The 12987-nt window shown below is 45.7% G+C and carries 14 protein-coding genes; 10 read left to right on the top strand and 4 right to left on the bottom strand.

The window, feature by feature from the left end; genetic code table 11:
- The first annotated feature begins 89 nt into the window (after window positions 1-89).
- Window positions 90-1373 carry a homogentisate 1,2-dioxygenase gene (gene hmgA, locus ACLSU7_RS10565; RefSeq protein WP_413291852.1) on the top strand — a complete coding sequence of 428 codons (1284 nt, stop codon included), beginning with the start codon at window positions 90-92 and terminating at the stop codon, window positions 1371-1373.
- Between the two features lie 47 nt (window positions 1374-1420).
- Here hmgA and ACLSU7_RS10560 read toward each other — a convergent pair whose 3' ends face one another.
- Window positions 1421-1948 (bottom strand): hypothetical protein, encoded by a 528-nt coding sequence (locus tag ACLSU7_RS10560; RefSeq protein ID WP_413291851.1) that lies wholly within the window; start codon window positions 1946-1948, stop codon window positions 1421-1423.
- 160 nt (window positions 1949-2108) lie between these two features.
- Here ACLSU7_RS10560 and ACLSU7_RS10555 point away from each other — a divergent pair, with 160 nt between their 5' ends.
- The 3 genes from ACLSU7_RS10555 to ACLSU7_RS10545 are packed head-to-tail and all read left to right on the top strand — an operon-like array spanning window position 2109 to window position 4266.
- The gene (locus tag ACLSU7_RS10555) at window positions 2109-3089 is read left to right on the top strand and encodes an NAD(P)H-quinone oxidoreductase (RefSeq protein ID WP_413295404.1); all 981 of its coding nucleotides are present in this window, start codon (window positions 2109-2111) and stop codon (window positions 3087-3089) included.
- A gap of 18 nt (window positions 3090-3107) precedes the next feature.
- On the top strand, window positions 3108-3803 hold the full coding sequence (locus tag ACLSU7_RS10550) for a hypothetical protein (RefSeq protein ID WP_413291850.1): 696 nt from the start codon (window positions 3108-3110) through the stop codon (window positions 3801-3803).
- Window positions 3804-3834: 31 nt separating this feature from the next.
- Entirely contained in the window at window positions 3835-4266 is a 432-nt protein-coding gene (locus ACLSU7_RS10545) for a DUF1398 family protein (protein WP_413291849.1), read from the top strand.
- Here the strand turns inward: ACLSU7_RS10545 and ACLSU7_RS10540 are convergent.
- Both ACLSU7_RS10540 and ACLSU7_RS10535 read right to left on the bottom strand, forming a co-directional pair.
- Window positions 4208-4819, bottom strand: coding sequence for a 16S rRNA (guanine(527)-N(7))-methyltransferase RsmG (locus tag ACLSU7_RS10540; RefSeq protein WP_413291848.1), 612 nt, complete (start codon window positions 4817-4819; stop codon window positions 4208-4210). The genes ACLSU7_RS10545 and ACLSU7_RS10540 overlap by 59 nt on opposite strands.
- 14 nt (window positions 4820-4833) lie before the next feature.
- Entirely contained in the window at window positions 4834-5487 is a 654-nt protein-coding gene (locus ACLSU7_RS10535; protein ID WP_413291847.1) for a hypothetical protein, read from the bottom strand.
- Window positions 5488-5581: 94 nt separating this feature from the next.
- On the opposite strand from ACLSU7_RS10535, the gene tpx reads away from it, so the two are divergent.
- The 5 genes from tpx (at window position 5582) to ACLSU7_RS10510 (ending at window position 10658) form a co-directional block, all read left to right on the top strand.
- Window positions 5582-6079, top strand: a complete 498-nt coding sequence (gene tpx, locus ACLSU7_RS10530; protein WP_413291846.1) for a thiol peroxidase — start codon at window positions 5582-5584, stop codon at window positions 6077-6079.
- A 64-nt stretch (window positions 6080-6143) separates the two neighbouring features.
- The gene (locus tag ACLSU7_RS10525; RefSeq protein ID WP_413291845.1) at window positions 6144-7421 is read left to right on the top strand and encodes a DEAD/DEAH box helicase; all 1278 of its coding nucleotides are present in this window, start codon (window positions 6144-6146) and stop codon (window positions 7419-7421) included.
- Window positions 7422-7429: 8 nt separating this feature from the next.
- The gene (locus ACLSU7_RS10520; protein ID WP_413291844.1) at window positions 7430-9154 is read left to right on the top strand and encodes a DEAD/DEAH box helicase family protein; all 1725 of its coding nucleotides are present in this window, start codon (window positions 7430-7432) and stop codon (window positions 9152-9154) included.
- 145 nt (window positions 9155-9299) lie between these two features.
- Complete coding sequence (locus tag ACLSU7_RS10515; protein WP_413291843.1) at window positions 9300-9566, top strand: hypothetical protein; 267 nt, start codon at window positions 9300-9302, stop codon at window positions 9564-9566.
- Window positions 9567-9686: 120 nt separating this feature from the next.
- Window positions 9687-10658: an SAM-dependent methyltransferase gene (locus ACLSU7_RS10510; protein WP_413291842.1), complete on the top strand. Its 972-nt coding sequence runs from the start codon at window positions 9687-9689 to the stop codon at window positions 10656-10658.
- Between the two features lie 18 nt (window positions 10659-10676).
- Here ACLSU7_RS10510 and ACLSU7_RS10505 read toward each other — a convergent pair whose 3' ends face one another.
- Window positions 10677-11180: a pyridoxamine 5'-phosphate oxidase family protein gene (locus ACLSU7_RS10505; protein WP_413291841.1), complete on the bottom strand. Its 504-nt coding sequence runs from the start codon at window positions 11178-11180 to the stop codon at window positions 10677-10679.
- Between the two features lie 341 nt (window positions 11181-11521).
- On the opposite strand from ACLSU7_RS10505, the gene ACLSU7_RS10500 reads away from it, so the two are divergent.
- A complete protein-coding gene (locus ACLSU7_RS10500; protein WP_413291840.1) occupies window positions 11522-12970 on the top strand; it encodes a L,D-transpeptidase family protein in 1449 nt (482 codons plus the stop codon).
- Window positions 12971-12987: the final 17 nt, after the last annotated feature.

Below are 12987 nucleotides of genomic sequence, written 5' to 3'. Positions count from 1 at the left end.
CACTCAGCGGGCAAGCGCAGCTGTCAAACCGGGGTGGGTGTGATGGCGAATTATTGACTTTGGTAGGTGAAACCTGATTATCATGACCTATGGAAAATCAATATTTGTCAGGATTCGGAAATCATTTTTCTTCAGAGGCTCGTCCCGGTGCTTTGCCTGTGGATCAAAACTCTCCACAAAAAGTTGCGATTGGACTTTATGCTGAACAATTAAGTGGTTCGGCATTCACAGCGCCAAGAAATCACAACCTGTATTCCTGGCTCTATCGTATCCGTCCCTCTGTTATGCACAAAGCTTTTGTGCCGATGAAAGAACTCACGGCAAAAACTTTTACCAAGCCCCAACACATCAATCCAAATCAGATGCGCTGGAATCCATTAGCCTCATCAGGTGACGCGGATTTCGTTGAAGGCATTCGCACGGTGTGTGGAGCAGGTGGGGCCGAAGATCATCGTGGTATTGAAGTTCATTTGTATTCTTTCAATAAACCGATGGGTAAACGCTACTTTATGAATGCGGATGGGGATTTCTTGTTTGTTCCGCAGTCAGGATCCGTTCAAATTAAAACTGAAGTGGGCGTGATTGATGCTGAGCCTGGTGAGATCGCAGTTGTTCCTCGCGGAATGAAATTCCAAGTGAATCCACTGGGTGCCGCAAAGTGTACCGGTTATATCGGCGAAAATTTTGGCAGCCCTTTTCAGTTACCCGAGCTGGGTCCGATCGGCGCAAACGGATTGGCGCACCGTCGTCACTTTCTGACACCGAAAGCAGCATTTGAAGATTTAGAAGGCCAATTTGAGTTGGTCGGAAAATTTTCAGGTCAGTTGTGGTCGGCAGAGATGACACATTCACCGCTTGATGTGGTGGCATGGCATGGAAACTACGTTTCTTATAAATACGATCTAAGAAAATTTAACGTCATCAATACTGTTAGCTACGATCATCCAGATCCTTCTATTTTCACAGTTCTGACTTCTCCCAGCGAGATTCCAGGAACTGCGAACGTGGATTTTGCGATTTTTCCTCCTCGCTGGATGGTGGCAGAAAACACATTCCGTCCTCCGTATTTCCATCGCAACTGCATGAGTGAATACATGGGTTTGATTTATGGTGAGTATGATGCAAAAACGGCCGGCGGCTTTGTTCCAGGTGGTGGCAGTCTTCACAATTTCTACTCGGCCCACGGGCCTGACGTGGATGCTTTTGAAAAAGCCAGCAATGCGGAACTTAAACCAATTCGCTTAACGGCGACAATGGCGTTCATGTTTGAATCACGCTCTCCGTATCGGGTGACTGATTTTGCGATGGGGAAAGATTTCTTGCAGGCAGACTATCAATCGTGCTGGCAAGGCTTTAAAAAGCATTTCAAGTAAGCGGTTTGAAGTTTTAAAAGTAAAAGGGCTCTTCTCGGAGCCCTTTTTTATTTTTCTAAATTTGAAAGCAATGTTTCGATTCGGCTGGCAAGTTCCTGCGTCTCAGGATTTTGTCGCATTTCCTCAAACTGAGTGAATGGAATGCGATCGTTGTTTGCTAAACCAATGCTGGCAAAATAATTATCCGGATTATCAAAGTGAAGAATAAATCCTTCGTTATCTCTTTCCACAGTCACTGATTGATGCAGATCTGTAATGCTTTGTTCAAGCATATCGACCGCATCTTCCGTTAATTCCAAATTGATATTGCGATGAACCACTTCGCCAGTTGTTGAAGGAGGGGGAGCCATCGGGGTACCACTTGGCACAGCCGCCGCATTCATTTCTGAAGTTTCAGGAGGTGGAGGTATGTCGCCGCCTGGGGTCTCTTCGTTTTGCATCGGAGCTGCGCTGTCTTCGGCAGCAACCTGGGTTGCTTCAACTCCTGCGGATGTAGGATTTGGAGTGGTGAATTTGAAAACTCCCCAGCCCACCAAAATACCCAAAGCAAATGCGATTAATAAGTCCTTGTTCATGAGCCCGATATTAGGCACCTCGACAAAAAAGGCAATAGGCTTTGTCTTATTTGCACGATTCTTAATGAATATCCCTCACCTGACAAATCCCCATTTGTTAGGATGGCGCGGGTCTTTACTATCACTCTGTGTTTATTTATGGTGATAGCTGAGGTGTATGATGAAGGTTATTGAGATCACCCGCCCCGGCGGTCCTGAAGTATTGGTACTTGCCGAGCGCGCGGTTCCTAAGCCCGCTGCTAACGAGGTTTTAATTCAAGTGAAAGCTGCGGGAGTAAATCGACCTGACTGTGCCCAGCGCCAGGGTACGTACCCACCTCCACCAGGAGCTTCTGATCTTTTGGGCCTGGAAGTTTCCGGAGAAATCGTGGAAGTGGGCGGCCAGGTAACCCGCTGGAGCAAAGGGGATCCCGTTTGCGCCTTGGTTTCAGGTGGCGGCTATGCGGAGTATGTCGTGGCTCCCGCGGGTCAATGTCTTCCGATTCCCTATGATTTAGATTTCACCCACGCGGCTGCGTTACCGGAAACATTTTTCACCGTGTGGACCAATGTATTCGAAAGTGGTCAGCTGAAAAAAGGTGAGACCATCCTGGTGCATGGTGGATCGGGTGGTATCGGCACGACGGCGATCCAGTTGGCTCATCAAATGGGTGCCCGGGTTTTTACGACAGTCGGAAAAGAATCAGCCATAAAACCCTGTCAGGATTTAGGTGCCGAAAAAGTTATTCAATATAAAAAGGAAGACTTTGTCACCATCGTGAAAGAAGCCACCGCTGGTAAAGGTGTAGATGTGATTTTGGATATGGTGGGAGGAGAGTATTTCCCTCGCAATATCGAGTGTCTGGCGCCCTTGGGGCGTTTAGTGCAAATCGCAACTTTGCAAGGGGCCACAGCGACATTTGATTTACGGAAAATGATGGCAAAAAGACTTGTGATCACGGGTTCCACTTTACGCCCACGCTCTGTGGAGGAAAAAGCCCGTATCGCAAAAAGTCTGGAAGACCATGTCTGGCCATTATTAAATAAAGGTCGATTAAAGCCCGTTATTTTTAAAGAGTTTAAATTAGAACAAGCGCGTGAGGCACATGAACTGATGGAATCCAGTGCCCATACCGGAAAAATTGTTTTGAACGTCAATTAACTTTAACGGAGGTCTTAAATGGTCTTCTCACCGGCTGGCGGTTTATCTGTTCTGCTATTTATGGCGGTGGTTATTGGCGTTTGTATCATGTTCATCGGAGCTGTCGGTGTTGCCAGTGAGCGCTTGGAGTTTTCAGTAAACCGTGAAGTTATCAAAGTTACGATACTCACTTTATCGTGGCTCGCAGTTGGTACCTTTCTGACGTACACCAAGATTTTTCAGTTTCGCCCTTATCCCGTGGCTCTGGCCTATTTTATTGTCGTGCTGGTGTTGTCGATTGGACTTGCTCTTTCCAAATATGGAAACCGGCTGGCTTTAGGACTTTCATTATCTGCTTTAGTACTGTTCCACGGATTCCGTCTGCCCCTGGAAATAATTCTGCATCAATGGGCGGAACAAGGAACTATGCCAACTACCATGACTTGGACGGGGTATAACTATGATGTGATAGCGGGAATACTGGCGCTGGCCGTGGCGCCATTTGCGAATAATCACAAGTGGCTCGCCTGGATGTTCAATATTGTGGGAATAGCTCTCGCAGTAAACGCTGTTTACGTCGGAGTGATGTCTTCACCCTTGCCCTTCGCCTGGCAGATTGAACCTCGGCTTTTACTTTTGTATCACATCCCTTATTTCTTAGTGATGCCAGTCTGTGTAGGGGGAGGAATTGCCGGCCATGTGATTTTGACAAAGGCCTTGTTGTACCGAGTGTAAATTCTGAAAATGAGTGTTGTGGAGGGTATCGATGGAATCTCAAAAGCAACAGGAAACAGACTTTATTTCTCCCACAGCCGCTTTGAATTTTTCTGAGTTTATTGCATCGCTGGAACAAACCCTTGTCGATTATTGCCGTGTGGACTTGCTGGAAGGGCGATTGATTTTTGTCGCTGATGACGGCGAAGTTTATTCCGATACGCTGGAGTTAAAATCTGACATCGCTGAAAAATTTGACGATGGCGGAGTTCGTCAGGCGATTTTGGATAACCAAATGGATCGTTTAAGTTTCAAAGAGTTCGTTTCAACACTCATGAATTGTGGTGTCGTCAGTTATACAATTCATCTTTCGGGAAGTAAGGTCATCTATTTTGGAAAAAATGGTGACTGCTGCTATGAGAATCTTAAATTAAAACCAGGTGGCGCTCGACGTCCAGCACTGGGGACTTCAGCGGTTCAATAGTCACAGCTAAATCTTTAAATTTTTTACGAGCTAACAAAAGCTCTTCATCGATCTTTTCTTTGCGTGCTTTAAGAAGGAAGTACTTTCCTCTTTTTGCGTAATAAGTGCGGCTGACGTCCAAGATCACATCTACAGGTTTAAAACCACGGGCTGTAACCACGTCGACAGAGCCAAGATCTTTCGGGATTTCCCCGTGCACATGAAGATTCGGCGCAATTTTTTTGCAGCTGTTCAAAAAGTTCTGTTTAAGAACGCTTTTTTCATAAAGGTGAAATTGAACTTCCGGGAATTGAATCGCATAGATCACACCCGGAAGGCCACCGCCGGATCCAAAATCAGCGGCGATCTTTATATTTTTTGGGAAGTATTTAAGCGGTAACAAGCAATCGATGACGTGGTTATCCAGTAGTTCATCAAATGTCATTTTGCGGCTGATAAGGTTTAGTTCCTCGTTGGAACTCCACAGAAGGTCGATATAGCTTTTTAGCTGATCAACAGCTTCTTTGCGGAAACCTAAATCCAAAATCGTGGGGATGCGTTGCTCAAATGACATGGGCCACTTATACCTTAAAGGCGGTTTTTTGGTAGTTCCTTTTGTACGAATAGAAAGAAATCACGGTCGTTGTACTTTCGTAGGAAAAAATACAACTGCTTGGGATCTTTCATCTTTCTGTGAATCTCGCGAACCGAAACAGGGGTCACACATTCTAGGGTTAAGCGTTTTTGCTGATCACAAAACTCGGGTACCACTTCGTCACCGTTAAAGGGCATAACGGTCATCGTAAGATAGGCTTTTTGGGTGGGCTCGATTTTGTTGGCGATAAAATCGTTGGTGCCCAAGGCGTTGGCTTGGTCATGGGGCATTTTAATCCAGCAGGGCTTTTTGCAGTTTTTGATTTCCTCTGCTGACGCTTCCAGTCCGTTTTGAATGATATGAACCGGAATTTGCAGCTTTTTGAAATACTCCTCCATGAAATGGGTCATCAGCAATTGGGTGTCGGGAGTTTCAGGTAATACGCCCCAAATGAGGTAATGATTCGACTGAAGATCAGGGAAGATACGTAAAACCGTGTGGCTCGCAATATTGCGTTGGTCTGCACTGATAACGGTCGGGCGGATTAAGGGCTCCGAACGCAGGCTGACTCCTTTGCGCACCAAATATATCATGCAAAAGGTGATGATGACAGCAACCAGGCCTAGGATGGTAAATATCTTCTTCATACTTCAGCGCAGACTAGGATCTCACGGCCCTTGAAGTCAAGACGTGACGGGCCTTCCGGAAACAAGTAAACCAAGAGGATCAAAGGAGTATTCCATGGCATCCATCACACTTAAAGGCAACCCTGTGCAAACTTCCGGTCAGATTCCTGCTAAGGGCTCTGTAGCTAAGGATTTTAAACTAGTTCGTAACGATTTATCAGAAGTGAGTCTTGCAGACTTTGCTGGGAAAAAGAAAGTTCTTAACATCTTCCCAAGCATCGATACGGCAACTTGCGCAACTTCAGTACGTCACTTCAATCAGGACGCCGCTAAATTGGCAAACACAGTGGTGTTGAATATCTCTATGGATCTCCCATTTGCGCAAACGCGTTTTTGCGGAATTGAAGGCATCAAAAACACGGAAACTCTTTCTGCTTTCCGCAGCACCTTCGGTAAAGACTGGGGCTTGGATATCACTGATTCTCCTCTGAAGGGTCTTCTTTCCCGAGTGGTGATCACTTTGTCAGAAGATAACAAGGTTTTGCACGCAGAACAGGTTTCTGAGATAGCTCACGAGCCGAACTACGACGCGGCTTTGTCTTCTCTTCGCTAGTATTTTTTATAAAAGCAGAGGCCTCGGTGCAGATCGGGGTCTCTTGTGATAGACCTTCGGGTCTATGAAATTCCAAACGTCCTCTCTTCGTCAGAACTCTTTCCAAGACATGAATCTCTCTCCGGTGCTTTTTACCGCACTCGAGAAAATGTCCATTAAAAAACCCACACCGATTCAGTCTCAGGCGATTCCTGTGGTGATGAACGGTTCTGACCTGATTGGAATTGCACAAACGGGAAGTGGTAAGACTTTAGCGTATGCTCTGTCCGTGCTGACAGGTCTTGCAAATAAACCGAATTCACGTGCGCTGATCCTGGCGCCCAGCCGTGAGATGGCACAACAAATCTACAAAGTGTTCCTGGATCTTTGCAAAGAAATGCCGGTTTCAGTTTGCTTAGCTATTGGCGGAACAACGGGTTCCAAGCAAGCGAATCAGCTTAAGAAAAATCCTAAAATTATTATCGCAACTCCGGGTCGCATGAATGATCACTTGCAGACGAATAAGCTTCTTTTGAAAGACGTGGAGTACGTTGTAATCGACGAAGCCGATCGTATGCTGGATATGGGCTTTGCTCCGCAACTTAAGAATATTCAAGCAACTTTGCGTGGAAATCGCCAAACCTTGATGTTCTCTGCAAGCTTTGGTCATAACGTGGATATGATCGCACAGCTTTTCTTGCATCCTAAAGCCGTGATGATTCGCTCAGAACAGGCTGAAGCCCCGGTGGAAAGCTTAAAGCAAAAAGTTTTGTTCCTGGATCGCACGATGAAAAACGATCGCTTACTTGATGAGTTGAATGCGACTCGTGGTGGAGTGATTGTCTTTACGGGCAGTCAGGAAAGTTGTGAAAATGTTGGGGAGTATCTGAAATCTTATGGCTTTGATACGGATTTGATCCACGGAGGACTATCGCAAGGTCAACGTAACCGGGTGGTACGTGCTTTCCGCGAAGGGGAAATTCGTATCATGGTGGCCACGGATCTTTTGGCGCGCGGCTTAGACGTGCCTCACGTTGATCACGTGGTAAATTTTGATTTGCCGTTCCAGGCTGAAGACTTCCTTCACCGCATCGGGCGTACGGCGCGTGCTGGTCGCAATGGAGAGGCGATCACTTTCGTGACGCCTTCAGATCACCGTATGTATAACAAAGTGAAGGTCTATTTACAGGGCGCTAAAGAGGAAAAACTGGATCCTTCCTTTAAGTTCATTGATCGCTCTAAGAAATTTGCTAAGAACTCGGATACGAAGCCGGCATCTAAAAAGTCTGCTGGTAAAGGCGCACCGCCGTCGAAAAAAGGATCTGGAAAATCTTCTGTAAATCCTTTTAAAAAGCGTAGATAATCGCTGTTATGTATCAGCTGCGCCCGTATCAACAAGAAGCGGTCCAAGCGACCCTTCAGCACTTTCGTAAAGAAAAATCACCAGCGGTGATTGTGCTGCCAACGGGTGCGGGTAAAAGCTTGGTTATTGCCGAGCTTGCGCGCCTAGCGCGAGGTCGCGTGTTGGTCATGGCTCACGTCAAAGAACTCGTCGAACAGAATCACGCAAAATATATTTCCTTTGGTCTCGAGGCAGGGATTTTCTCTGCAGGATTGGATCGCAAAGATTCTTCGCAGAAGGTTATTTTTGGAAGTATTCAGTCCATCGCTCGTGCAGAAGAAGAGTTCTTCCAGAATTTTTCCTTGGTGGTTATCGACGAGTGCCACCGTGTTTCGATGGAAGGTGAGACTCAGTACTTTCAAGTTGTGTCTAAGTTGCAAAAGCAAAATCCCGAGATCTGCGTTCTGGGTTTAACGGCGACACCTTATCGTATGGGGCTTGGTTGGATTTATCAGTATCATGCGACGAAAAAGTTGCAGCAAACGACGGAAGATCGCTTCTTTAAAAAATGCATCTATGAACTTTCAATCGGGTACATGATTAAGAATAAGTATCTGACGGCGCCTTTGAAAATTGATTCTCCTGTCGCCTGTTATGATTTTTCCAGTTTGAAATTGCACGGCACTAGTTACGTCACGGCACAGATTGAAGCTTTACTGAAAGATCAAAAGCGCATCACGCCTTTGATTATTAAAAACATCGTGGATATGTCTGTGGAACGTCATGGAGTTATGATCTTTACGAGCTCTGTGAATCACGCCGTGGAAATTATGAAAAGTCTGCCTCCTTATGTGTCGGCCTTGGTGGTAGGGGATACGGAAATTCAAGAGCGTGACGAAATTATCGAAGCCTTCAAAGCTCGAAAGCTTAAATATCTGGTTAATGTTTCAGTCTTAACGACGGGATTTGATGCTCCCCATGTGGATGTTATCGCCGTTTTAAGGCCCACAGAATCTGTCAGTCTATACCAGCAGATTATTGGCCGTGGGTTGCGTCTAAGCCCTGGTAAAACGGACTGTCTGGTGCTGGATTATACAGGTCAGAATCATGATCTTTTCGCTCCAGAAATTGATGAAGATAAGCTAACGTCAGGCTCAGTAATGGTAGAGGTTCCCTGTCCCGAGTGCGGAACTGTTAACAATTTCTGGGGTATCAAAAATCAGGAAGGCGAAGTCGAAGAGCACTTTGGCCGTCGTTGCAAGGGGGCATTCCAAGATCCCGTCAGTGGCGAGATCGAAGCCTGTGGCTTTCGTTTTCGCTTTAAACGATGCACTGACTGTGGACATGAAAATGATATTGCGGCCCGAAGCTGTGAGGGCTGCCAGGCGGTTTTAGTCGATAATGATAAAAAGCTTAAGGAGGCGATGGCTTTAAAAGATGCCCACGTACTTCGCGTAGATTCGGTCACGTATTCCAAAGGATATGATAAAAAGGGCAACGAGCGCTTAGAGGTCAAATATTACGATGTCGATGCCAAGGCTCTAACTGAATATTTCTATCTGAATTCAGCCTCTGATAGCCGGGCATTTTATTTTAACTTCACCCGCATGCACCAACGAGTCCCGGGGAAGAGAATCTTTATCAAGTCCGCAGATGAGGCGATCAAAATGCAGGGACAATTTCGTTCTCCAATGTTTGTCATAGCTCGTAAGCAAAAGAGCTTCTGGGCCATTCGCGAGAAGATTTTCGAGTAAAAAGTTCCCTTTTTTCCTGTCTAATCTTTTGACGAACAAGGAACTTTGCCAAATAAGCGTTCCATTTGCCGCTGTTACCTTGCGAAAACGAGTCTGCGGGAGTATTTCTCCCCGGTCCTTCAATTTTCCCCTGAAAGAGGTTTTTATGAAAATGATGATCGCTGCTCTTATGCTGGTTTCTACTTCTGCATTTGCTAACTCTGGATCTGGTCCAAAATTTGACGAGATTCCACGCAATGTAGGCAAACAATGTAGCCAAGATCGCATATTGCTTTTGGCGAAAGACGGTTCTTTACTTCAAGAATGCGACGCAAACGATATTTGCAGTGAGTATATTTTCACAAGCGCAAGTGGCCGCCAAACTCAAACTGCACGTTGTGAAGCCAGAACTGAAGAAAACGGTGGATTGTAATTAAAAATATGTCTTCTTGCTGAAGACATATATCACTGTTAGCCTTTTGAGATGACCCAAGCTCAAAAGGCCTTTGGGGACCTCTTAAAAAGAGGTCCTTCTTTTTTTTCTGATCTCCACGTGCTGAATACCCAGCATCTGGCAGAAATCTATGTGCTTTCGGCCTTCACTCAAACGAGCATTTCATTTATCACTGAATCTCATTGGCTCTATCGCAAACAGCATGGAGCGGCTCCGGTTTTTCCGATCTTCTTGGAATTCCTTTTTAGAAAAGAGCTCGTGCGCCTCAGCTTTTTCCGGTCTTATCTGGAGGAAATTGAACTTAAGGGCTTTAAAGAATTAAAAGAGCATCTGCATCTTTTAGAAGTTGCGGTGATTGATTATATCCGGACTCGCCCAGCTCCGGAGCAGCGCGAGTTTTCCCATTCTTCATTGTTTCAAATGTCATCTCTGTTTGCAGAAGAAGAAAGCTGGCAGCCGACGGGGATTTCGCTCTATAGAACCTTTGACCGCTTGGACGAAGTTTTTGAACTTAATTACGACGCTGATGCCGGCATGAAAATCGAAACAATCGATGGAGGAGAGCGTTTGTACGAAGGGGCTGGGGTGGGCGTGCAGTCCGGATACTCCACCGTTTTGACGGCGCTCAATCACTTGCAGCTTGCTGAATCTTCAAGATTTGTCGATTTGGGTTCTGGTTATGGCAGAGTGGGATTAGTGGTGGGTCTTTTACGGCCGGATATTGATTTCGTCGGCTACGAATATGTTCCGCACCGCGTACACATCTCTGCAAAAACGGCGGAACGATTTCAAATCCACGAACACGTACAATTCAAAATTCAGGATCTGTCGTTAGAAGAATTTTCGATTCCAGAAGCAGAAGTTTACTACCTCTATGATCCATTTAGCGAAGAGACCTATAAGCACGTATTGGATCAATTGATCGAGATCAGTCACAGAAAATCTATCGTGATCGTAACCAAGGGAAATGCGAGAAAATGGCTATTAGATGTGGCTGCTCGCGAAAATTGGTCGCAGCCCATGCAATATGATAGCGGAAACTTGTGCGTGTTTCGCACAAGAACCGCTTAGCATCAGTATTGTCCTGAGTTAGTGTCGTAAGTTCAATTCTCCGTGATTGCCCATTTTGATGTGTTGAGTACCTGTGGCCAGTTTCACGAAATTTATAATTTTGGCAACCGGATTTGAGTGTCCTTCCCAGTACTCAGCTTTCTCAATATCAATTCTTAAAAGCTGGATATTCGGATCATTAGGCCCTTGCGGAAACCACACTTCGTAAGCTTTGGACCAGAGCTCGCGTACTTTTTCCGGATGATTATCAACCAGTTCTGCAACGCCTGTCACAGAGACGTATTTATTGTGTCCGGAGTAGATAACATTCACCCGATTTTCATTGTGAAGGTCAGAAGCCTTCTGCGAATTTTTAGAGATGATAAACCAGAGACTGCCATCAAAATCCACTTCCTGGGTCATCAAGGGTGCACTATGCAAACTGTTACCGCCCGTAACAGTCACCAACATCGCAATTTTAATATCTTGGATCAAATCTCCAAGCTTCTTGATTTCAGGAATGGAGTTCGTTGTGTTATCCATGAGGCCTCCTAGTCTTCATAAAAATTATCGCGCAGAAGTTGTGTCCTCACCAAGGTGACTTTCTACACAGGTTTGTCAGCTGCCTGTTTCCCAGACGAAGATCGAATGTGATTTTGCACGTAAACTCAAAATATTTTCCCTTCCAAAATGGAGACGCCTAGTCTGGGGTCCTTCACTGAGGGGAAAACAACATGGAAGTCGTTCGTTTTGCGAATCGAATTGTAGTCGCGTTGCTACTGTTACCCACACTCGCGTGGGCACAAATGCAAACGAGTGCTAAGCCAAGGCCGGCTGAGCCTCTTGACTATGATACGGTCATTTCAAATATTTCGATTGGAGATATGCGATCAGCGATTAAAAAAAGCTGGAAGCACGGCCTAAATCCTAAACTTTATTGGACTGACAGTCTGGAGTCCAAGTATTCAAAAGGTGCAAACGTTCGTTCGGCGGCGAACCAAGCTTTCTTAAGAATGCTGAATCATCTCTATGCTGGCAGTGTTAATCCACAATATGTCGGTTATGATATCAAGTTCGTTAAAAAGGACTTTCTAAGCGCGAAACAGTTGCGAGCGATCGTTCTTGCAACGGGCAACGATGCCGAGAGCTTGGTTGATGAAGTGGCACCGCAGAATGCCCCTTATCAATCTGTCCGTCAGGGCTTTGTGAAAATCTATCCTTCATGCGCGGATGGCAGTTGGGCGGAAATTGCTCCCGTGAATACGTCTTTAAGATTGTATTCAAGAAATCCGGCGATCGCCCAAATCAAAAAGCGTCTGTCGATTCTGGGTTATAAAATGAGTAACACTGATGAAGTCTTTGACGGCGATCTATTGAACGCTATCACGGATATTCAATGGAATTTGCGTATCAAACCTGATGGGGAAATCTCTCCTAAGGGTAAAGTGTGGCAATTCCTAAGTGTTCCTTGTCAGGAGCGTGTACGTCAGTTGCAAGTTGATATGGAAAAGATGCGCTGGTTTCCTCAATATTTTGAAGATCGCTACATCTTTGTGAATCTTGCGATGTCGTACTTTATATTGATGGATACCTCCAATCCCGACTATCAACGCGTGATGAGTTTCAGAACGGTCAATGGTCGTCCTTCCAGAAAATCTCCAACGATGCGAGATCTGATTGTTAAGGTCATTTTAAACCCTTACTGGACAGTACCACCGACGATCTTCAGCGAAGATAAAGTTAACGATCTGAAGGTTTTAACTAAGGCGCAGATCCGTGAATACTTTGATTCCCATCACTATGAAGTGTGGTCCGGAGATTGGAAGCGTCGTATTGATCCGACATCGATAGACTGGATGGCTTTAAGTCAGGGTCGTATAAATTATGACATCAGTATTCGTCAGCTGCCTCACTTGGGGAATGCCTTGGGAGTGGTGAAGTTTGATTTAACAAATGGCTTCTTGATCTATCTACATGACACGAATCAAAGGGAACTTTTCGACGTGCCCATGCGCCAGCTTAGCAGCGGCTGCATGCGCTTGGAAAAGCCGTTTGATTTAGCAGAGTACTTACTGGAAGACACAGCCTGGGATCGTAAGACGATCGAGTCGATGGTGGCTCGCCCGGGAGAGGTGCTAAGTAAGTCGACAGAGATTCCGGTTCCAAAAGCTAAGCAAACGCCAGTGTACACTGCCTACCTTACTTCAATGATGAGCTCAGATGGAGTCGTGCGATTCGTCGACGATATCTATGGTCAGAATGCGTCGATCAAGACGTATCTTTCCCCGCTCTTTGTCGGAGAGGAAAGCAGTCAATACTGGGACATAAATTAAAATCAAACTGAAGGATG

Source organism: Bdellovibrio sp. HCB185ZH, from assembly GCF_047302455.1.
In the GTDB taxonomy this organism is placed as follows: domain Bacteria; phylum Bdellovibrionota; class Bdellovibrionia; order Bdellovibrionales; family Bdellovibrionaceae; genus Bdellovibrio.
Note: the sequence above shows the minus strand (reverse complement) of the source record. Positions and strands in the feature narration are given on the sequence as shown.